General features: G+C 63.2%; 19 protein-coding genes. 8 read left to right on the forward strand and 11 right to left on the reverse strand.

What is annotated here, in order from left to right; all coding sequences use genetic code 11:
- The first annotated feature begins 21 nt into the window (after positions 1-21).
- Genes CI15_RS22165 through CI15_RS22175 form a run of 3 tightly spaced genes read left to right on the forward strand, consistent with a single transcriptional unit; the run spans position 22 to position 5,228 of the window.
- Complete coding sequence (locus tag CI15_RS22165) at positions 22-774, forward strand: peptidylprolyl isomerase (protein ID WP_062131078.1); 753 nt, start codon at positions 22-24, stop codon at positions 772-774.
- A gap of 39 nt (positions 775-813) precedes the next feature.
- Complete coding sequence (locus CI15_RS22170) at positions 814-3,882, forward strand: peptidase domain-containing ABC transporter (protein WP_062131081.1); 3,069 nt, start codon at positions 814-816, stop codon at positions 3,880-3,882.
- Positions 3,876-5,228 carry a sigma-54 interaction domain-containing protein gene (locus CI15_RS22175; protein WP_062131084.1) on the forward strand — a complete coding sequence of 451 codons (1,353 nt, stop codon included), beginning with the start codon at positions 3,876-3,878 and terminating at the stop codon, positions 5,226-5,228. The genes CI15_RS22170 and CI15_RS22175 overlap by 7 nt, the downstream gene beginning before the upstream one ends.
- Before the next feature lie 23 nt (positions 5,229-5,251).
- Here the strand turns inward: CI15_RS22175 and CI15_RS22180 are convergent, their stop codons facing one another.
- The gene (locus tag CI15_RS22180) at positions 5,252-6,022 is read right to left on the reverse strand and encodes a PP2C family protein-serine/threonine phosphatase (protein WP_062131088.1); all 771 of its coding nucleotides are present in this window, start codon (positions 6,020-6,022) and stop codon (positions 5,252-5,254) included.
- 5 nt (positions 6,023-6,027) lie between these two features.
- Complete coding sequence (locus CI15_RS22185) at positions 6,028-6,315, reverse strand: hypothetical protein (protein ID WP_062131091.1); 288 nt, start codon at positions 6,313-6,315, stop codon at positions 6,028-6,030.
- A 449-nt stretch (positions 6,316-6,764) separates the two neighbouring features.
- Here CI15_RS22185 and CI15_RS22190 point away from each other — a divergent pair, with 449 nt between their 5' ends.
- Entirely contained in the window at positions 6,765-7,277 is a 513-nt protein-coding gene (locus CI15_RS22190; protein ID WP_062131095.1) for a lecithin retinol acyltransferase family protein, read from the forward strand.
- Positions 7,278-7,310: 33 nt separating this feature from the next.
- Entirely contained in the window at positions 7,311-7,562 is a 252-nt protein-coding gene (locus CI15_RS22195) for a hypothetical protein (RefSeq protein ID WP_062131098.1), read from the forward strand.
- Positions 7,563-7,572: 10 nt separating this feature from the next.
- On the opposite strand, the gene CI15_RS22200 is transcribed toward CI15_RS22195, so the two are convergent.
- Entirely contained in the window at positions 7,573-8,451 is an 879-nt protein-coding gene (locus tag CI15_RS22200; RefSeq protein WP_062131101.1) for a LysR family transcriptional regulator, read from the reverse strand.
- A 260-nt stretch (positions 8,452-8,711) separates the two neighbouring features.
- Here CI15_RS22200 and CI15_RS22205 point away from each other — a divergent pair, with 260 nt between their 5' ends.
- The gene (locus CI15_RS22205; RefSeq protein ID WP_062131104.1) at positions 8,712-9,203 is read left to right on the forward strand and encodes a DUF4126 family protein; all 492 of its coding nucleotides are present in this window, start codon (positions 8,712-8,714) and stop codon (positions 9,201-9,203) included.
- Between the two features lie 116 nt (positions 9,204-9,319).
- On the opposite strand, the gene tehA is transcribed toward CI15_RS22205, so the two are convergent.
- The 3 genes from tehA to CI15_RS22220 form a co-directional block, all read right to left on the reverse strand.
- Positions 9,320-10,348: a dicarboxylate transporter/tellurite-resistance protein TehA gene (gene tehA / locus CI15_RS22210; protein WP_062131107.1), complete on the reverse strand. Its 1,029-nt coding sequence runs from the start codon at positions 10,346-10,348 to the stop codon at positions 9,320-9,322.
- Between the two features lie 163 nt (positions 10,349-10,511).
- The gene (locus tag CI15_RS22215) at positions 10,512-10,862 is read right to left on the reverse strand and encodes a response regulator (protein WP_062131109.1); all 351 of its coding nucleotides are present in this window, start codon (positions 10,860-10,862) and stop codon (positions 10,512-10,514) included.
- Between the two features lie 6 nt (positions 10,863-10,868).
- A complete protein-coding gene (locus tag CI15_RS22220; protein WP_062131112.1) occupies positions 10,869-12,404 on the reverse strand; it encodes an ATPase domain-containing protein in 1,536 nt (511 codons plus the stop codon).
- Between the two features lie 526 nt (positions 12,405-12,930).
- On the opposite strand from CI15_RS22220, the gene CI15_RS22225 reads away from it, so the two are divergent.
- Positions 12,931-13,977 carry a phytoene/squalene synthase family protein gene (locus CI15_RS22225; RefSeq protein WP_062131115.1) on the forward strand — a complete coding sequence of 349 codons (1,047 nt, stop codon included), beginning with the start codon at positions 12,931-12,933 and terminating at the stop codon, positions 13,975-13,977.
- A 184-nt stretch (positions 13,978-14,161) separates the two neighbouring features.
- Positions 14,162-14,410, forward strand: a complete 249-nt coding sequence (locus CI15_RS22230; protein ID WP_062131118.1) for a hypothetical protein — start codon at positions 14,162-14,164, stop codon at positions 14,408-14,410.
- A gap of 212 nt (positions 14,411-14,622) precedes the next feature.
- Here the strand turns inward: CI15_RS22230 and CI15_RS22235 are convergent, their stop codons facing one another.
- From CI15_RS22235 to CI15_RS22255, 5 genes are all read right to left on the reverse strand, one after another.
- Positions 14,623-14,937, reverse strand: a complete 315-nt coding sequence (locus tag CI15_RS22235) for a DUF4148 domain-containing protein (RefSeq protein ID WP_062131121.1) — start codon at positions 14,935-14,937, stop codon at positions 14,623-14,625.
- Positions 14,938-15,132: 195 nt separating this feature from the next.
- Positions 15,133-16,686: an alkaline phosphatase family protein gene (locus CI15_RS22240; RefSeq protein ID WP_062131124.1), complete on the reverse strand. Its 1,554-nt coding sequence runs from the start codon at positions 16,684-16,686 to the stop codon at positions 15,133-15,135.
- Positions 16,687-16,875: 189 nt separating this feature from the next.
- The gene (locus CI15_RS22245; RefSeq protein ID WP_062131127.1) at positions 16,876-17,568 is read right to left on the reverse strand and encodes a hypothetical protein; all 693 of its coding nucleotides are present in this window, start codon (positions 17,566-17,568) and stop codon (positions 16,876-16,878) included.
- Positions 17,568-18,050, reverse strand: a complete 483-nt coding sequence (locus CI15_RS22250; protein ID WP_062131130.1) for a glycoside hydrolase family 108 protein — start codon at positions 18,048-18,050, stop codon at positions 17,568-17,570. Before CI15_RS22250 ends, CI15_RS22245 begins: the two co-directional genes overlap by 1 nt.
- Positions 18,051-18,104: 54 nt before the next feature.
- A complete protein-coding gene (locus CI15_RS22255; RefSeq protein ID WP_062131133.1) occupies positions 18,105-19,592 on the reverse strand; it encodes a tetratricopeptide repeat protein in 1,488 nt (495 codons plus the stop codon).
- Positions 19,593-19,828 lie beyond the last annotated feature (236 nt).

Consider the following 19,828-nt stretch of genomic DNA (forward strand, 5'->3'; position numbering starts at 1 on the left):
TCTACGAAAGGAGCGGAGCAAATGACCGCGATAGTGCGTATCGATGACGAAGTCGTGGACGTGGAAGAATTCATTCGTCTTCTGAAACTGACCGGCCAGTTCGAGAGCCTGATCGAGCAGATCGTGCGCGACAAGCTGACCGTCCATGCGGCGAAAAAGCAGGGCGTTACCGTCAGCGCCGACGAAATCCAGGAGCGCGCCGATCAGTTTCGTCGCGTGCGCGGGCTGCATCGCGCGGCGGACATGAATCATTATCTCGACGCGCTGCACGTGAGCCTCGACGAATTCGAAGTGTTCATTACCGACGGGCTCTATCAGGAGAAGATGCTCGACGAGATCGGCAACGACGCGGCGATTCGTGATTACTTCGCGTTGAATTCGCCGAAGTTCGACTCGATCGAGGTCAGCCATATCGTGCTCGACAGCGAAGGCAAGGCGAAGGAAATGATCTCCTACCTGCACGATGACCCCGACAGCTTCGCCGAGATGGCGCGCGAGCATTCGATCGCGGATACGCGCGAGTCGGGCGGCGTGATCGGCAAGGTGCTGCGCGGCTCGCTGAAGCCCGATATCGAGGCGAAGATCTTCAATGCGGCGGTAGGCGATCTGCTTGGCCCCTTTCCGTCGGCGGACCGTTCGTGCTTCGAGATCTTCGCGGTGACGGCGAAATATCCGGCCACGCTCGATGCCGACGTGGCCACCGAAATCCGTCGTTTGCTGCGCGAAAGCTGGCTGATTGCCCGCTCCCAGGAACACGTGATCGAAGCGCGCTAGCCCCCGACTAGCGCCCGATAAAGCGAGGCTCGCCGATACATGGATGCCCCCCAGACCGCGCCATCCGCGCCTTCCACCGCCGAATTTCTCGCATCGGTGGAGATCCTGTCGCCGTTCTCGCGCGACGAAATCGAGCGGCTCGCCGACGCCGCGCAGGCGAAGTTCTATGCGTTTGGCGAAACGGTGTGCTCGGCCGGAGAAGTGGCCGACGGTCTCTATGTGATCCGCTCGGGCACGGTGCGCATCTTCACCGAGGAGCACGGCAAGGAAACCAGCATGGGCGTGCGCAAGTCGGGCGAGATCTTTGCCGACATTGCGATGTTGCGCACGTATGTTCATGAAGCGTCGGTACGGTCGTCGGGCAAGACCGAATTGCTGTTCATTCCGCGCGCCGCGATCGAACCGGTGATGGCGGGCAATGCCGCGGCGTTGGCCTTCGTCGCGAGCTATGTCGCGATCAATTCGGCCGGCGGCTTCGTCGCGCAACTGTTCGATCTGCGCGGCAAGCTGAACAAGGCGGAACTCGAGGAGTACGTGCGCAGCGTCGGCGCAAAACGGGTACCTGCCGGCAAGGAGATTCTCAAACAGGACGGCCGCGACGACAGGCGGCTTTATGTCGTGCGGCAAGGCCAGGTGCGCATCGTGCGCCAGGAGGAGGGCCACGACTATACGCTCGCGACGCTGGGCGAAGGCGAGATCTTCGGCGAGAAGGCGTGTCTGATGCGCCAGGAGCAGATGGCATCTGTCGTCGCGACCACCGACACGCGCTTACTGGTCATTCCCGAGCGCACCGTTCATTTCATTCTCGAACGCAATCCGAAACTGCGAGAAGTGCTCGACGAGCGCATCCGCTACGGCGACCGCGAATTACAGCGGCAAAAGCGGCTCGAACAGCGGCGCAAGATGCCGCTGATACTCGACCTGCACAGCAAGCCGGAACTCGGCGAGAAGATCATCCGGCGTTTCGCGCTGGTCGAGCAGGCCGAGGAGATGGATTGCGGCGCCGCGTGTCTCGCGATGATCTGCCGCCATTACGGCATTCCGATGACGCTCGGCAAATTGCGTGAACTCGCGAACGTGACGACGCAGGGCGCGACGCTCGACAGTCTCGCGCGCGCGGGCGAGTCGCTCGGCTTCACGACGCGCGGCGTGCAATGCACGTTCGATTCTCTGCAGGGCTTCGACCTGCCGTTCATCGTGCATTGGGAGGGCTATCACTATGTGATCGTGTACGGGCTGTCGAAAGACTATGTCTGGGTGGCGGACCCGGCACTCGGTTTCAGAAAACTGAGCGTCGAAGACTTCGAACGGGGCTGGAGCGGCACCTGTCTGTTGTTTGCCGGCGGATCGCAACTGTTGCAGATATCGGCCTCGCGCTCGCCGTGGATCCGTTTCGTCGGATATCTCAGGCCGTACCGCAAGATACTCGGCTACCTGTTTCTCGCGACCTTCGTGATTCAGGTGCTCGGCGTGATTCCACCGCTGATCATTCAGAACATTCTGGACGGCGTGATCGTGCATCAGAACGTCAGCTTGCTGCATATGCTGATCGGCGGGCTGATCATCTCCAACCTCTTTACGCAGTTGATGTCGACGATTCGCGCGTATCTGGCGAACTTCATGGTGCGCAACATGGACTTCGCGATGATGTCGCAGTTCTTCAAGCATACGTTGTCGCTGCCGTTCTCGTTCTTCGCGAAACGCAAGACCGGCGACATCTTCGCGCGCTTTCAGGAGAACCAGACGATCCGCGCTTTCCTGACCGAATCCACCGTGACGACGGCGCTGAATCTGCTGATGGTGTTCATCTACTTCACGATCATGTTCGTGTACAACGTGAAGATGACGCTGGTGTTGATCGCGTTCGTGATTCCAATCATGGGACTCACCGTGGTCGCGACGCCGAAGATCAAGAGCTACGCGCGCGAGGTGTTCACCGCGTCGACCGAGTCGAAGTCGTTTCTGATGGAAGCGCTGGCCGGTGTCGAGACCGTCAAGGGTATGGGGATCGAGCGGCCGGTGCGGCTGCGCTGGGAAAAGAAATACGCGAAGGCGCTCGAACTGCAGTATCGCGCGCACGCATTCAACATACTCGTCGGCTTTGGCAGTCAATTGCTGAATGCGGCAACGACGATTGCGATTCTTTGGGTCGGCGCGAATCTGGTACTCGCGCGTGAATTGACCATCGGTCAATTGATTGCGTTCAACGCGTTCATGGGCAGCGTGCTGAGTCCGCTGATGGGCCTCGTCGGCTTGTGGAGCATGCTCAACGACGCAGGCGTCGCGATGGAACGGCTCGGCGACGTGCTCGATATCGAGCCCGAACAGAAGCCGCAGGATTTGCCCTCGCGCGTGATGCTGCCGGAGCTGCAAGGCGACATCAGCTTGCAAGGCGTGTATTTCCGCTATGGCGAAGACGATTCGGCCTATGTGCTGGAGAACATCAGCTTCGATATCAAGCCCGGCGAGCTGGTCGCGATCGTCGGGCGCAGCGGGTCCGGCAAAACCACGCTCGCGAAGCTGCTGGTCGGCTTCTATCAGCCGAGCGAAGGCAAGATGACGATCGACGGCTACGACTCCGTTGTGATCGACAAGGCCTATTTTCGCGCGCAGATCGGCTACGTGATGCAAAGCAATCTGCTGTTCTCGGGCACGATTGCCGAGAACATCGCGAGCGGCGATGACGCGCCGGATCGCCGCCGCATCGAGGAAGTCGCGAAAATGGCCGACGCGCACGGCTTCATCAGCAAGATGCCGCTCGGCTATGAGCAGGTCGTCGGTGAGCGCGGCATCGGTTTGTCGGGCGGTCAGATCCAGCGGCTGTGCATTGCGCGCGCGTTGTATCACGATCCGCGCCTGCTCGTATTCGACGAGGCGACCTCGGCGCTCGACTCGCAATCGGAGAGCAATATTCTCGGCAATATGCACGACATCCTGAAGGGCCGCACGGCGGTGATCATCGCGCACCGCCTCAGCACGATCATGCGCGCGGACAAGATTCTCGTGCTCTATGAAGGCGCGATCGTCGAACAGGGCCGTCACGAGGAGCTGATCCAGCGCGGCGGTATGTACTATCAGCTCGTGCAGAAACAGTTGAGCGCATCATGAAGATACTCGACCAGATTGAAGAGGCGAGTCCCGCGATATCGTACGCGGGACTGATCGAGCGGATCGAGATCCTGCGCTCCACGCTGCGCTGGTCGTCGCGGCTCGAGCGGGCGGATATCGACAAGCTGCTGCGGCAGGCCACGTCGTTGCGCGACGAAGTGATGCAGCTTTCGCACAAGGAGCGCTTCGTGCAGGCCGCCACCGCGGGCGAACCGCAGGTGAGCGCGGAGCAATCACGTGGTGCGCGCCGCAAGGCGCTGCTCGAGCGCAGCTTCATTTTCGAGGGGACGTTCGGCGACAATCCGCGTTTGCTCGAATCGCTCGAAATCGCGGAAAAAGCGGCGCCGACCGATTTGCCGGTGTTGATCGACGGCGAAAGCGGCACGGGCAAGGAACTGATGGCCAAAGTGATTCACGCGAATGGCGCGCGCGCCGACAAGCCGTTCATCTCGGTGAACTGCGGCGCGATTCCGGACAATCTGCTGGAGTCCGAGTTGTTCGGTCATCGCAAGGGTGCCTTTACCGGCGCGTCGAACGATCGCAAGGGTAAATTCGAAAGCGCGCATACCGGTACGATCTTTCTCGATGAAATCGGCGAGTTGCCGCTCGCGGGCCAGGTCAAGCTGTTGCGCGTGCTAGAAGCGCACGAGATTCAGCGCGTCGGCTCCGACGAAACGATCGCGGTCGATACGCGCATCGTCGCGGCGACCAATCGCAATCTGCGCAAGCTCAGCGAGGAAGGCAAGTTTCGCGAGGATCTGTTCTACCGGCTCAGCGTGATTCACGTGACGCTGCCGCCGCTGCGCGAACGCCGCGACGAAATTCCGCTGCTGATTTCGTGGTTCGGCGACGAAGCGGCGGGCACGCTGAAACGCCGTCCGGTCAGATTGACGCCGCGTTTGCGCGACTTTCTGTTGGGCTACGCGTATCCGGGCAACATCCGCGAGTTGCGCAACGTGATGTACCGCATTTCGTGTCTGGCCGGGGAGATGGCCGACGTCGAGCACTTGCCGCTCGATATGCGACCAGCGATGCCCGGCTCGGCGGCGCAGGCGAGTGGCGGGCAGGCGAGCGGCGAGCAGCCGATCAGTGTCGCGAATCTGATGTCGTTGAGCGACGCGAAGCGGGCCGCGAGCGACGACGCCGAAAAAGCGTTCCTCGAACGCGGTCTGCGTGAAGTCAGCGGGACGGTCGCGGAACTCGCGCGGCGCATCGATATGAATCGATCGCACTTGCAGATGCTGCTGAAAAAGCACGGCCTGCACTCGAAGGATTTCCGCAATCGCAACGCGGCGCCCACGAAAAACGGCGCGAACGAACCCGACGAGGAAGACGACGAAGGCTGAGGGAAATAGCTGGCGGAAAACGATCAGGGTGCCGGATTCAGCAAGGTCTTCTCCGACGCATCCGGGTCCTGCGCCTCGACCACGACCGCGGTAATGTTGTCGCGCCCCCCGCGCGCGAGCGCGAGGTCGACGAGTTCGCCGCACGCGTTTTCGCGCTCCGCCGAGGTCAGCACGTTCGCGATCTCGTCGTCGCTGAGTTCGTTGCTGAGTCCATCGCTGCACAACAGGAACTTGTCGCCGTCGACGACTTCGATCGCGTCATCGTCGAGTTCGAGCACATCCGTTGCACCGACCGCGCGCGTGATCATGTGCTGCGCGGGATGATGGCGCGCCTCTTCCTCGGTGATGACACCCAGCGAGCGCAACTCCGCGACCTGGCTGTGATCGCGCGTGAGCTGCCGCAACTGCCCCGCGCGGTACAGATAGATGCGGCTGTCGCCGGCCCACACATAGCCGCAGAAGCGATCGCAGGCGAGCAACACGACCACGGTGCTGCCGATACGTTGCACCTGACGGCGCGCGGCTTCGTCGCGCAATTGACGGTTCGCGGTTTGCAGCCGCGCGCGCACATCGGCGATCAGCATTCTGAGGCCGTGCGGTTCCGCCAGTTGGGTCAACGCGTCGATCACCGTGCGGCTCGCCAGATCGCCAACAGCATGGCCGCCCATTCCGTCGGCGACAGCCCAGCGTCCCGCTTCGGGCTCGTCGAGGCAGGCATCTTCGTTGACTTCGCGGACCCGGCCCGTGTCGGTACGGGCGGACGAGGTCCAGCGAAATTGGCTCGCGCAGGTCACAACGGTTACACCATACTGTTTCTGTTACGGGCGTCCGGCGATACGGTGATGGTCGAGTTCGCGCCGGTGTTGGCCACGTCGACCGACTGGAACTGGTTGATCATCTGGTTAGCATAGAAGTTGTTGGAGACCTCGTACAGATTGACCACCGGCCCGATGCTGGGCGTTTGCGGTACGTACGGCTGAATCCAGCCAAAGACCCACGGCGCGCCGCCGCCGCCGCGAATTGCCGCCATCGCTTTGCGGTCGAGCGCGAGGTTCAGCGTGAGGTCATTCAATTTGATGCAGGACATGTCGTTCTCCGGTTGACCGCGTGTGCAACGCGCGCGGCTGTATGGACTCAGGCCAGATGGTGCAAGGGCCATGCCAATCGGGGGCGGATTGCACGCGCTGCCCGCGGCGCATTGACTGGCGGGCGTTGCGCGGCTTTCCCCCGAGCCGGGGCGACGCCATCGGTCGGCTCACGACCAACAAGCCCACCTCCAAACAGGTGTGGGACCCAACACATTCGGCGGGACCCCACACCTTCTCCATTCCTGTCAAATCACCGCGCGCCGCGGTTCGCGAATGAGTGTCGCGCACCAACAGATCAGCGTGATTTCTGTTGGCTTGATCCTGACATCTGCCTATTCAGAAACTCGCTCGATCGGCCGACAACCCCGTCAATACGGGCCTTTCGGCGCCTGGCCCGGATGATGCAAAAGCTGTGGCAACAGTGTTGGAAATACGAACGAGGCCAGCCATGAACACGCAAACGCTCGACACCCGCCGCGACGAACCGCAATCCGCAGCCGCTTGCGAAACCGTATCGTCGACGATCGATCTGCCGATCGGCTCGCATCTGGTCACGCAACGCAACGGCTACGAACATCACGGCATCTATGTCGGCAACGGCCGCGTCGTGCATTACTCGGGTTTCGCCGGTTCAGCGCATCGCGGGCCGGTCGAGGAAGTCGAACTCGCCCGCTTCGCCGCCGGCCATCCGTTGTCGGTTCGCCCGACCCCGAGCGCCATCTACGTCGGCGCCGAAGCGGTGATCCGCGCCCGCTCGCGCCTCGGCGAAAACCGTTATCGCCTGCTGACCAACAACTGCGAACACTTCTGCGCGTGGTGCCTGCTCGGCGAAAGCCGCAGCGAACAGGTGCATTGCTGCCTGCGTCATCCGAGCGCTGGCATGCGCGCGCTGCTGTGTCTCGTGAAGGCGTTCGTCGAAAGCGGGACACGGAATCAACAACGCGCCGCGCAATTCGCGTAAGTCGCGTGAACGGGACGATTCGAGGAGAGCATCATGGTTACCGCAGAAAAGAGCTTGCACTGGGCCGTCGACAAATGGCTCGCGCCGACGCCGTCGATGCCCGCGCGCGTCGTGCGGTTCTGCCATCGCGCCTCGCAACAGCAGCGCTATGTATGCGTGCAGGCGCTTAAGCCCGAAGGCCTGCTATCGATTTTCTTCTTTCGCCACGGCGACGGCTCGTGGAACGTGTTTCCGCCGCAAGCCGAGCGGCCCGCGATGAACGGGTATTGCCGCTCTGCCGCGTAGACGCAGAAACTCATGCGCGGCCCGTCGCGGCCGCTTCCTTCGCGATCCACTGACTGAACAGCACCATCGCCGGCGTCATCGGCTTGGCCTTCAGGCAGGTCAGCCAGTAACTCCCCGCCGCGACCTCGACGTCGAACGGGCGCACCAGCCGCCCGGTATTGATCTCCCTTTCGAACATCAAGGCAGGCGCGAGCGCGATGCCCGCACCCTGGATCGCCGCCTCGACCATCAGCCGCGACGAATCGAACACCGGTCCGCGCACCGGACGCGGCGCGATGCCCGCGGCCGCGAACCAGTTCATCCAGTCGTCCATGCGGTACGAGCGCAGCAGCGTTTCATTCGCGAGATCGTCGGGCCGTGCGAGGCGCGCGGCGATGTCGGGCGTGCAGAGCAGCGCGAGCGGCGCGTCGAGCAGCTTCGTGGCGAGCGAGCCGGGCCACGTGCCGTCGCCGAAACGGATCGCGAAATCGAGGCCCTCGGTCGCAAGGTCGACGAGGTTGTTGTTCGTCAGCAGCCGCAGTTCGACGAACGGATGCGCGTCGCGAAACGACTTCAGGCGCGGCATCAGCCAGCCGACCGCAAACGTGCCGACCACGCCGACCGTCAGCACCTCGTGAAAGTGGCCGCCGTCGAACTGCTTGAGCACCGCCTCGATGCGATCGAAGGCGTCGGACAGCACGGGCCGCAGCGCGAGCCCTTCGTCGGTCATCGCGAGGCCGCGCGGCAGCCGCTTGAACAGCGCCGTGCCGAGCCGCTCCTCCAGCGAGCGGACCTGTTGGCTGACCGCGGCCTGGGTCACGTTCAGCTCTTGCGCGGCGCGCGTGAAGCTCAGATGCCGCGCGGACGATTCGAACGCGCGCAGCGCGTTCAGCGGGAGATACGGTCTCATGGTGCAGATATTAGATTTTCTTGTGAGTGGGCTAACTTATCATCATCCGGCCGCCTGTCCATCCCCCGCCTGTTAATAGCCAGTCGAATTGTGCGACACTAGGGCCACATCGACGGGGGCAACCGCCGCGGATTGCCTCGATGTAGGTCGTGAGAAGTTGACTGTCCAGATGGAATGCTCGACATGTTCTGCCGACGTTCGTCCAGGTAAGCCGTCGGCTCGTGCAACCGTGCATCATTGCCCTCGATCGGGAGTCTGCTATGTCCGTGTATGTTCTGGCCTTGCTCATTGGCATCGTCGCTGGCCTTCGCGCGATGATCGCCCCCACCGCCGTCAGTTGGGCCGCGCGTCTGGGATGGCTGCCCCTGCAAGGCACGCCGCTCGCGTTCCTTGGCTTCACGGCGACGCCGTATATCTTCACCGTGCTGGCCGTGATCGAACTGGTCACGGATCAATTGCCCGAAACGCCGAGCCGCAAGGTGCCGCTCCAGTTCGGCGCGCGCATCGTGCTCGGCGCGCTGAGCGGCGCGGCGATCAGCGGCGCGCATGGCGGCCTCGCGGGAGGCATGATCGTCGGGGTGCTCGGCGCGGTGGTCGGGGCGGTGGGCGCGGTGATCGGCACGCTTGGCGGCGCGAAGGTGCGCAGCTCGCTGGCCAGTATGTTCGGGCGCGATGCGCCGGCGGCGTTGATCGAGGACGTGGTCGCGATCGTCGCCGGTGCGTTGATCGTCGTGTCGTTGCACGGCTTCTGACACACACGCAAACGCGGCGGGACGCTTGGTGCGTCGCCGCCGCGTTCGGCCGATCGGTTAGCCCAATCGGTTAGCCTGATCGGTTAGCCCGATCGGCTCGCTTGTTCAGCGCTCGCTCATTGAGCCCGGGCGACTCGCGGGGTCGTCGCGACTTGCCTGACCGGCGCCGCAATCGCTACCGCCGGGCTTGCCGCCACAGGCGGAATCAGCTTGCCTTGCACGAGCAACTGAAGCGTCTTCACCACCAGAATCGCGATGATCGCATTCGATGCGACGAACAGAACCGGTGCCGCATATTCGAGCGGACCCGCCGCACCGCGTTCGAGCAGACGCAGCGCCATGGTCGGCAACGCGGCCACGCCGAAGCTGAAGGCCCAGTAGCCGGGCACGAATGCCTGTTGGCGAATCCACGGCAGCAAACGCAGTAACAGCAGCGCCTGATACAGACCGTAGCCGAGCAGCGCGTAGGCGAACAGATCGGGCGTGCCGGTGGTGAGACTCATATACGCGACGCCCCCGACGACCGGCGGCGCGAGTTGCACGCCGAGCGTCGGACGCAGCGCTTCGGGCAGCGGCTCATGCACGGCGGCGCGATGCAGGATCATCGATTCGAGCGCGAGCCACGCGAGCATGCCGCCGCCGAAGAACAGCGCGCCGAGTTGATGAAAGCCGAACGCGGCCGACGCCGTCGCCGCGACGAAACCCGCTCCGACCGTCGGCAGATAGATCGCCGGCGTGGTCAGCTCGGGCTTGCGGCCGCCTTGCCACAGCCGGCCTTGAAGATAAATGCCGAGCGCGAGTTGGGCGAGCGCCGCGATGCCGTACAGCGTGAGCGCGAGCGTATGGGCAAACGGCTGCAGCAGTTGCGCGGCGAGCAGCGTCGAGATCGGTGCGAGCGCGACAAACGACGACTGCACCGGATGGTCGAGCTCCGCCCGCGCCTCGGCGGTCTGTGTGAACCACTTGTGCCCGTAGGCGAACAGGATCACGACCCACACGGCCAGCGCCGCGACCGTCACCACGGTGCCCGCGGCGGCCGGCAGATGCCACAGGCGGATGGCCACGCGCCACAGGTTGGCGAGCGCCAACGACCCCACCGCAATCCCCAGGAAACCAGCGGGAACCGCACCACGTTTGCTGTTCATGACGACCTCCGAAAGTTGCGACGCGCTACGGTGTCGTGTTGCGCGCGATCGATGGCCTACTGTAAAAGGCCGCGGAGAATCGCAGAACGCTGGAAACGCTCGATAAATCGCGCGAGCGTCTCAAGCTGTGTTTTTAGCGGGGAGGGGAGGTGAGAGGGGGCCTTTAGCCGCCCATGCGCGCCAGCATCGCCAGCAAAGCGTCGAACGAAAGCGGCTTGCGCGCATACGCAATATGCGGATTCGGCTGCGCCGGAACGTCCGACGCGGCGCTGCACAGGATGATCGGAATCTCGCGCAGCTCGGGGTCCTCATACAGTGCCGCGCATAGCTGGAGACCCGACATGACCGGCATCATGCAGTCGGACACGATGATGGCGGGCCGGTTCGCGCGGATCAGTTCGAGCGCGACGGCGCCATTGGACGCCGTCAGCACCGTATAGCCATGCCGTTCCAGCAACAGCCGCCAGACCGTGAGAATGTCGAACTCGTCGTCCACGACCAGAATGGTTTTCATGGGCGGCTAGGTTTTTCGCCGCGATTGCAGCGTGGCCGACAGGCCCGGCATCGACGGGTTGCCCGCCGCGTTCGGCGGGCCATCGAGCACGTCGAGTCCTTCCGACGAGATCGAGAGTTCGCGCAGCGAGGTGTCGTGCGCGCTTTCGCGTTGCTTGACCACGGAAATCATGCGTCTCAGCGAGCCTTCGGTTTCGGCGTAACGCAGCAGCACGAGGTTTTCGGTCAGCGCCGACACCCGCACGCCCCTCGCGTGGCCCGGATCGCTGTATAGCGGCAGCTCCTCGGTGACGAGCGTCGTGACGGCCGCTTCGCGCAGCTGGTGCAGCAGTGCGTTCAGGAACAGGCCGAAGCGCTCGGTGCGCAACGCCGAATCGCGAAAGCCCTCGACGCCGTCGATCACGATGCGCGTGGCGCCCGTCTGTTTGATGGCGGCGAGCGCTTCGGCAGCGATTTCGTCGATGGCGAGTTCGATCGCCGGCTGCCAATGCACGATGAGGCGACCGTCCTGCCAGGCCTCGGCGAGTGGGATCGACACCGCTTCGGCCTTGCCGACGAGCCGCTGCGGACCTTCGTAGAAGCCGAGATACACGCAGCGTTCGCCGCGCGCGAGGCCAGCCGCGAGGAATTGCAGACACAGCAGCGTCTTGCCGACACCCGACGGGCCGATCAGCGTGGTGGTCGAGCCTTGCGCGAAGCCACCGCCGAGCAGGTTGTCCAGATGCGGCAAGCCGAAGCCGAGCCGCGCTTTCAGATCGACGGGGCCGGGGTGCGCCGCGCACTGCGCTTCGAGGCGCGGGAACATCAGCAGCCCGCTCTCGGCGATGCGGAAGAAGTGCTTGCCCATCAGATGATTGCGCGCGCGCATCTTGTGCACTTCGATTTCGCGCGCGCGGCGCATGCCGTCGTGATAGCGGTTCAGCTCGATCAGGCCGTCCACCAGCGTGTGTTCGGGATGAGGCTCGTTGCCCGACAACGGCGCGAGCAGCAGTGTCGTGCAGTCCATCGCGGCGACCAGCGCGTTCAGCTCGTGAATGAACTTCGACAGCGCCAACTCCGTTTCGCTGAACTCGCGCGCGCTGCGAAAGCCGTCGATGATCATCAGGCTCGGTCGGTAGTCGTAGATGCTCGAGGCGATCAGCTTCAGGAACCCGTCGAGGCCGTCGTGCATGAGTTCGTGATAGCCGGACACGAACAGCATCTGCTGGGCGACCGCGGTTTCGTCGAAGAAGCTCAGGCCTTTCAGATGGCCAAGCAGCTTGTCGTGCGATTCGGCGATCAGTGTCATGTACAGCACTTTCTCGCCCTGCCGCACGCGGTGAAAACCGATCTGGCTCGACAGGATCGTCTTGCCGGCGCCGGCCATGCCTTCGAGCAGATAGACCCCACCGCTCACCAGACCGCCGCCGAGAATTTCGTCGAAGCCGGGCACACCGGTTTCGACATTGCGTCGGGCCGCGTTAGGTCGCGCTGCGTTAGCCAGGGCTGCGTTAGGCCGCGCCGCGTCGGACGGGCCAGGCGTATTGGATGCGTCGGTAGTCATTGTCGGTGTGTCGTTCAAAGTGCGCGTGCCCGGCCTGGTCATGACCGTTCTGTGCTCAACCCCGTTGTGCAGCAATCCACGTTCCCGATCGCGAGCGGTACTCTCCGCGGCGCGGAATGCGGGGATTTTATCCGCCAACGTGGCGTTTGGCTAACCGCCTGGTCTCGACGGGACGGGGGGCGGGGCTGGGGCGAATGGGCCCGCTGGCGTAGGAGTCGGGTGCGCGCGGTATGCGGGGATGAAGCGAGGAGGCGGTCGAACTTGCAATCTCGCGCAAGAAACGGCGAAGAAAAGTCGCGTAGGCCAGGGAAGGGCACGCGCGACTGGGAATATCGAGCGGCTCGTCGTGGCCTCGGCGCGTCGTTGTCTTTCACATCGTTCGCATTAGTCATCCTGATTAAATGGCGTGGACTTTCGAGGCGGCGGCGCGGCGGGGTGCTGTGATCGGCCGCGCTGCGCCGTATACAATTCGGCAGCACCTGATCCCCGCGGGCTTTCGCCCGCCCATTTGCCAACGATCCAACCCATGCCGAATCCGACCCGGGCCTTTCTTCTCGGCCCGCTCCTGAAAGGCGTTTCACGCTCCTTCTATCTAACGTTGCGCGTGCTGCCGATCGGCATGCGCGACCCCATCGGCCTCGCATATCTGCTCGCGCGCGCGGCCGACACGATTGCGGACACCTCGCTGATTGCGCCGGGCCAACGCCTCGAATTGCTGCTCGCGCTGCGCGATCAGGTCAACGGCGTGGCCATCGATCGCGCGCCGTTCCAGCGCATCGCCGCGGAAGTCGCGGGTCAGCAGGCACAGTCGGATGAAAAGCTGCTGCTCGAATCATTGGGCCCCGCGCTCGACGTGCTCGCGCAACTGAGCGAGTCCGACCGCCACGCGGTGCGCGCGATCGTCACGACGCTGACCGAGGGCATGGAGTTCGATTTGCGCACGTTTCCCGATGAACGCTCCGGCCAGCTCGCGGCGCTGCGCGAATACGCTGAACTCGATCGCTATACCTATCTGGTCGCGGGCTGTGTCGGCGAGTTCTGGACCACGATGACCTACGCCCACATGCCGGGCACGCTAAAAGAGCAGCCCGACACGATGAAGCAGCGCGGCGTGCGTTTTGGCAAGGCATTGCAGATGACCAACGTGCTGCGCGATTGCGGAAAAGACCTGCGCATCGGCCGCTGCTATCTGCCGCAGAGCATGCTCGAGCGCCACGGCCTGAGCGCGCGCGATCTGCTGCAACCGGCCAATTCGATGCGCGCGCGGCCGCTGCTCGTCGAGCTTCTGCGCAAGGCGCTCGACCATTTCCGCGCGGCGCTCGACTATACGCTCGCGATTCCGGCGAGCGCGGTACGCTTGCGGCTCGCCTGCCTGTGGCCGATCCTGATCGGCCTCGACACCTTGCTGCTGCTCGCGGACAACGACGCGTGGCTCGATCCGGCGAACGTGTCGAAGGTGACACGCCGCGATGTGTATCGGATCATGGCGTCGTCGCTGCTGCTGGTGCCGTCGAATGTGCTGGTGCGCAAGGCGATCGACAGGCGCATCGCGCGGATCGAAGCGCGCCTGTAAGCGTAAACGCCTACAGTTGCACGCGCAGCCATGCTGAGCGAATAAAACTGAATCGCTTCAATGCACTACGAATGACAAACAGGACGCGCCGTTTATTCTGGATCATTGAATAGACGAAAATCGGGAAACCCCTAGGCCACTGCATTCGTGCTTCGCGTTAGTCTCTTCGAAAAGGAGGCGACCCATGCGACAAGCGTTCAATATTGCGTTGGTGCTTTTGCTTGGCTATTTGATGGCGGATCGGGCGTTGATGCGTGCGCAGGCGGGCGAGGTCGGCACGATTACGTGTCACCAGGGCGCGGCGCTGGTCAAATCGGATGCGTTGAAAAAGGGCTTTGGTGACGCTGGCGCGAGCGCGCAGAGCGAGAGCTTCCTGTCGAGTTGCCTCGTGACCGGGCGTGGCCAGGTCGGCAATCAGATCGCGCGCGACTGAGCGCCGGCAGCGTTAAGGATTCGTCGCGGCGCATGCGGAGCGCCGCGAAAAAGCGCCCAGACCGCAAAGGTCCGGGCGAAGTCATCGGGAGTCCGATGACGGAGGTAACCACATATGAACTGGCCCGCGCTCGGGATACCCGAGTCGCGGGCCAGTTCATTTGAATCAGGGTGCGCGTCGCTCGGACGCGCAATTCGGCGCAGCGTTAGTGCTTACTGACCGAAGTAGACCGACTTCGCGCCAGTCGTCGGAGCCGCATGGCTCGTTTGCGACGTACCGCTCACCACACCACCGAAGCCGGTAGCAGCCTGACCGACGCCGTTCTGCGCGTCGACGCGGGCTTGCGCAGCCTGGATGTCAGCCGGGTAGTGCGGGTCGGCGTGACCGGGTTGATAACCGGCCTTTTCCAGTTGGACCAGCTCGGCGCGCACTTGAGCGCGGGTCACGGGCTGGTTGGCTTGGGCGAACGCGGCAACGGGAGCGGCGATAGCGGCGGCGATGACAACGGCTTGAATCAGCGATTTCATGATACTTACCTCCAGTTCAGGGTTTTATCTTGCTGCGAACTTGCTTGTTCGTAGTCAGTGATTGCATTCTAGATTGGTGAACTGGAGAGAGTAACTCGTGATTCAGGTAATGTTTGTTGCTGAATTTGATACAAAAGCGCGGAACTTTCAGGGTTAATACGTAGGCGCTTTGTGCGCCGCGGCCGCGGCGCGCTGTTATTTCGGCGAGACCGGAACGACGGGCGAGGTCGGCGCCTGTGCATCGTTGTGCGCGGTGCCTGGCGTGGCGTCGTGGAACGACTGCCGAAGGCGTGTGAACGCCTGGCTCGTGCGTGCATCGCGCTGGTCGCGTGCATCGTAGAAGTCCTTGCTGAGCCACTGCCCGAAACTCATCATCAGCGAGCCCAGCGCGCTCTTGAAGCGCACCCACGCATTGCCGGTGCGCGCCAGTTGCGCGGCCGCCTCGACGGCCTGCGCGGCGAGCAGGTCCAGTTCCGCGTGCAGAAAGTCGGCGAAATGGTGCAGGCCATCCTGATTGCCGTTCGACGATTTGCGCTCCAACTCGACATGCTCGGCAATCAAAGCCTGATTGGGCACGCGAATAAACGCCGGCGTGTCGGTTCGCGCGTTGCCGCCACGGCGAATCGCGACACCGAGGTTGGCGGATGCCTCCGCGCGCCTGCCAAGCGATGGCATTTGCCACTTGTCGCACAGGTACTTGAGCAGGCTGCAATGATCGAATCGTTCGTTGCACACGTCGGCTTCGCACCACGGCGATACGAGGATCGCGGGCACGCGCACGCCGAGCTGTTTGAAATCGAAGCTCGCGGTGTGGTCGTCGGGGGCGAGCGCATCGGCGGGCGGTGCAACGTGGTCGTAGAAGCCGCCATGTTCATCGTAGAGGATCACCAACAATGTGCGTTCCCACAGCGCCTCATTGGAGCGCAGTGCGTTGTAGGTATCCGCGATCAGCTTTTCCGCCTTCATGATGTTGTGCGGCGGATGATCGTCGTTCTGCGCTTCGCCGAAGTACTTCGGCTCGATCAGCACGAATTGCGGAAATTGCTCGACGGGTCCGGCTGCGTCGGCGAAGAACCTGTCGAAAGAGCGGTAGTTCGCGAGGTTTTCCGCGCGCCGCTGGTTCTTCAGCAGGAGCGACGCGGGGAAGTCGTAGAAATAGACGCTCCATGATTTGCGCGCCGCATTCAGACGATCGAAGATCGTGTCCTGGTCCTGCTCGGTATACCAGCGCGGATTGAGCGCATCGAGTCCAGCAGGCATGCCGATCTCGCCTTTCGACGTGCCCGTCAGCGCGAAAAAACGGTTGGGCCACGTCGGTCCCGGCAACGACGCAAACCACCGGTCGCATACGGTGAATTGCGAGCCCAGCGTATGCAGCGCAGGCAGAAAGCCTAGCGGGTAATAGCCCATCACGTCCTGGCGCGCGGCAAGGCTGCTCTTTGGATAGTCGTTCACGAACGAACGCACGAAGCCGCTGTTGTCCGCGGCGATCTGCTCCATCACCGCCTTGTGCTCGTGATTCGGATCGTGCTTCATCTGCCGCTCGCGCGTCGGACGCGGAAAGAAGGTGTTCCCCTTGCCGTCGGCGTTCGATTTGCCGGCCGCGTTGCGCACGCCATCGAGTTTGTCGTGCACGGCGTCCAGACAGCCAAGCATCTGGTCGAACGAGTGATTCTCCATCAGCAGCAGCACGACGTGTTCGATCGGATCGTTTTGCGCGCTCTGTGCGTTCTGCTCGACCTCACTCATCTTTATCGCTCCACTCTGGACGGGATGGATTTCGCGGGCATGCCGCCGTACGGGGTGATGGCTGCGCTACGGCGTTGCCAAACTTAGCGCAAAACGCGTGCGCGCGAAAGAGCCGCGCTTCGAAACGGACACGCACGCGACGACCAGCGTGTTTCGTCGCGTGCATGATTGGCTCAACGAAGCATCGGCTCAGCTACCGCCCGAGAAGATCGGCCCTTGCACGCCCGGCCCGAACGACGAGAACGCGTCGCCAGACGGCGCGGCCGCCGCCGGAGCGCGTGATCCCGACTGCGACGCCGGTTCGCGCAACGTCAGCGCGCTATCGGCCGTGATCGGCACGCTCGGCTTCGCGAGCAACTCGGTCTTGCGCATCGAGCCGACCGACGTGCCGAAGTAGTAGCCGATGATGCTGATCCAGGCGGTGCCCAACGCGCCGACGATCACGTTGACGAGATCCTTGTTGGTGCCCGGCAGTGGCTGGAACGCCATCAACAGCAGAATACCGAAGAAGCCGGTCGTGACCGCCATCGCGAGGACCTTCGGGACCCAGTCGCGATTGGCGACGCCCATCGCGCGCGCATTCGCGATATCGCTAGTGGCGATGCGGGCCATGTCGGCTTCGTGTGCGAGGCTCGACTGCGCGGCCGCCACCATCAACTGCTGCAATTGCAGCGAGTTCGCGCTTTCGGCCTGGCGGATTTTTTCTAGCGCACCGGGGTCGTTCAAGGCGGGTTCCACTAAGGCCGGGTCGCTAGGCGTGCCGACCGCGTGCGAAATGATCGCGGCGGCGGCCGTCACGCCGAGACCGACCGGACCACCCACGAGCCCGGCGAGAAGCGGAGCGGTGCTGCTGATATTCGAAGCTACTTTGGTCCAGTCCATCATGCTGCTCCCAGAAGAAGATTGGCTGCCATGCGTTCGGTCCAACCGCGGCTGAAGTGCGGCCACGAATGCAGGTTCCTCAGATACCGCAGACGATACGCGGCGAAGCGCATCACGAACTTCATCGGATCGGCTTGCTTGACCGCTTCGAGTGTGTCGGGGCCGAACTTACCGTCTTCCTTCGCGCCGGACGCTTTCTGCATCCACAGCACGACGAGACCGCCGTTGTAGTTCGCGTCGAAAATCTGGAAGGCCACCCGCGGGTCGAGTTCGTCGAGATGCAACGGGTCCCAATACCGGCGTTTGGCGATCTGGTGGGCGGTATCGAGCGGCAAGTCCTTCATCGCACCGGTATAGCCCTCGTTGCGCGCAACCCGCGCCGTCACGCCCCACATCGTTTCGCCGCCTGGATCGGCCGGATTGAAGCTGTAACCCCCTTCATTTCCGATCAAGGCTTTGAATGCGTCTTCGAAGCTGTCCATCGATCTGTCTCCTCTTCGGCAGTGTTTGCAACTCAAATAGCGAATGCGCCCGGCTCAGGCCGCTTGCATTGCATGTCCTCCGGGCTCGCGTTCCGTATCGAGCGACGCTCGAAGCGGATACGGCACCGTTGGATTCGAAACGGGCTTGACGTGAGGGTCAGGCCGCGATGTCAGGGCGTCGTCGTCGTCGGGCGCTGCGTTCGCCGAGCGTGCGAGATCGATTTCGCGCGGCGACAGCGTGCTGGAGTCGAGCTGCAAGGCGCGTGCGTATTTGCGCGCGGCTTCGCGCAGATCGCCTTTATGCTCGAGCGCGTGTCCCCACAACACATACGACGGCGCGAGATCGGGACGCAGTGCGACGGCGCGCGAGAGCTTGTCGATCGCGGCGTCGTCGTGGCCGGTTTCGAGGAGCGCTTCGCCCCAGTCGTGCAAGGTGTTGACGGCATTGGGCTTCATGTCGTCGGCTTTCTGGAACGCCTCGAGTGCTTCGCGTTCGCGCTTCGCATGCAACAGCACATCGCCGAGTAGTCGCAGGTTTTCAGCGGTGCGCGACGCTTCGTCCGCGCCGGTCCGCAGTTCCTTGAGCGCGTCGTCGATGCGGTTCTGCTGCTCGAGCGCAATACCGAGGCTCGCATGCAGTACCGCCGAATGCTGGTATTGGGTCAGGGCTTCGCGGGTCTGCTGCTCGGCGTCTTTCGAGCGCCGCTGGCTGGCGAGCAACCAGGCCTTGCCCGCGAGTGCCCATTCGGCTTGCTCGGATGCGGGCAGCGCAAGGACTTCGTCGTAGATTCCGACGATCTCGCCGTAGTCGCACTGCGCGTACTCGCATTTGCTCTTTTGCACCTGCGTGAACAGATGGCTGGCGAGGATGTTCGGCTCGGCGAGGCGCATCGCCATGACGGCGATGTCGCGCACGAAGCGCTCGATGTCGCGCCCTTCGAACGGCACCGTGCTTTCGCGGGCGTTGAACGGCCCCCCTTCTATCTGCACGTGCGCGACGTACGAGTCCGCGCTGTTGTTCGTCTTCGTGATGCCGACGCGCACAGCGACATCGCTGCGATTGAGGACGCCTTTGATGAAGCGCACCGTCGTCGCATACGATATCTCCGGCCCGGGAATCTGGATGTCCGGCTGCGCGTCGTTGTCGGTCATCGAGTCGTGCGGGATCGATTCGGCATCCTGTCCGATATCCTTCATCGCCGACATGATCCGCTCGGCGAGGAAATTCGACGTATAGCCACGCTCGTTCAGCGTTTGCGGGGTCTCGACCGGCGGCACCAGCAATTGACGCGTGAGCACGCCGCGCACGACGAGGCAGATGAAGCCGATCGACACGATGGCGATCAACCAGGGCAAGACGTACGGCCACAGTTGTTTCGGTCCACGGCCGATCACGCCGGCGGTGTGCCAGCCGAACGGCGCGGAGCCGTTGGGCGGCATTCCGTTCGTATGGCGACGCTGCCGGCGACTGCCGGCGTTGCCGTGCGCGAACGGGCCGCTGTATCCATGCGATGACCGGCGTTGACTCTGTGCACTCGACATGATTCACCTCGTTTCGATCCGCGATCGGTGTTGGCGATCGCCTGACTTGCGCGGTGGGTATGCATCGAGCGTGCCATGCGGCGGGGACGGGCTTGTAGCCGCCTGTCGGCTTCTGGTGGGCGGATTGAAAGAGAGAAATGTTGCGCGGCGGCCAACGTATTGGCGAAAACCGTTCGATGGCGGGAGACAGGACGTGCGTTAGCAAATAAAAATGCCGCTCGGTCCGGAAGACCGAG

Origin of the sequence: Paraburkholderia monticola (assembly GCF_001580545.1) — a bacterium.
GTDB lineage: Bacteria > Pseudomonadota > Gammaproteobacteria > Burkholderiales > Burkholderiaceae > Paraburkholderia > Paraburkholderia monticola.

Bases quoted from the DNA above. Each gene is read 5' to 3' on its own strand.
- CI15_RS22165 (WP_062131078.1), top strand. From the start codon at position 22: ATGACCGCGATAGTGCGTATCGATGACGAAGTCGTGGACGTGGAAGAA.
- CI15_RS22170 (WP_062131081.1), top strand. From the start codon at position 814: ATGGATGCCCCCCAGACCGCGCCATCCGCGCCTTCCACCGCCGAATTT.
- CI15_RS22185 (WP_062131091.1), bottom strand. From the start codon at position 6,315: ATGTCCTGCATCAAATTGAATGACCTCACGCTGAACCTCGCGCTCGAC.
- CI15_RS22190 (WP_062131095.1), top strand. From the start codon at position 6,765: ATGAACACGCAAACGCTCGACACCCGCCGCGACGAACCGCAATCCGCA.
- CI15_RS22195 (WP_062131098.1), top strand. From the start codon at position 7,311: ATGGTTACCGCAGAAAAGAGCTTGCACTGGGCCGTCGACAAATGGCTC.
- CI15_RS22200 (WP_062131101.1), bottom strand. From the start codon at position 8,451: ATGAGACCGTATCTCCCGCTGAACGCGCTGCGCGCGTTCGAATCGTCC.
- CI15_RS22205 (WP_062131104.1), top strand. From the start codon at position 8,712: ATGTCCGTGTATGTTCTGGCCTTGCTCATTGGCATCGTCGCTGGCCTT.
- tehA (WP_062131107.1), bottom strand. From the start codon at position 10,348: ATGAACAGCAAACGTGGTGCGGTTCCCGCTGGTTTCCTGGGGATTGCG.
- CI15_RS22215 (WP_062131109.1), bottom strand. From the start codon at position 10,862: ATGAAAACCATTCTGGTCGTGGACGACGAGTTCGACATTCTCACGGTC.
- CI15_RS22220 (WP_062131112.1), bottom strand. From the start codon at position 12,404: ATGACTACCGACGCATCCAATACGCCTGGCCCGTCCGACGCGGCGCGG.
- CI15_RS22225 (WP_062131115.1), top strand. From the start codon at position 12,931: ATGCCGAATCCGACCCGGGCCTTTCTTCTCGGCCCGCTCCTGAAAGGC.
- CI15_RS22230 (WP_062131118.1), top strand. From the start codon at position 14,162: ATGCGACAAGCGTTCAATATTGCGTTGGTGCTTTTGCTTGGCTATTTG.
- CI15_RS22235 (WP_062131121.1), bottom strand. From the start codon at position 14,937: ATGAAATCGCTGATTCAAGCCGTTGTCATCGCCGCCGCTATCGCCGCT.
- CI15_RS22240 (WP_062131124.1), bottom strand. From the start codon at position 16,686: ATGAGTGAGGTCGAGCAGAACGCACAGAGCGCGCAAAACGATCCGATC.
- CI15_RS22245 (WP_062131127.1), bottom strand. From the start codon at position 17,568: ATGGACTGGACCAAAGTAGCTTCGAATATCAGCAGCACCGCTCCGCTT.
- CI15_RS22250 (WP_062131130.1), bottom strand. From the start codon at position 18,050: ATGGACAGCTTCGAAGACGCATTCAAAGCCTTGATCGGAAATGAAGGG.
- CI15_RS22255 (WP_062131133.1), bottom strand. From the start codon at position 19,592: ATGTCGAGTGCACAGAGTCAACGCCGGTCATCGCATGGATACAGCGGC.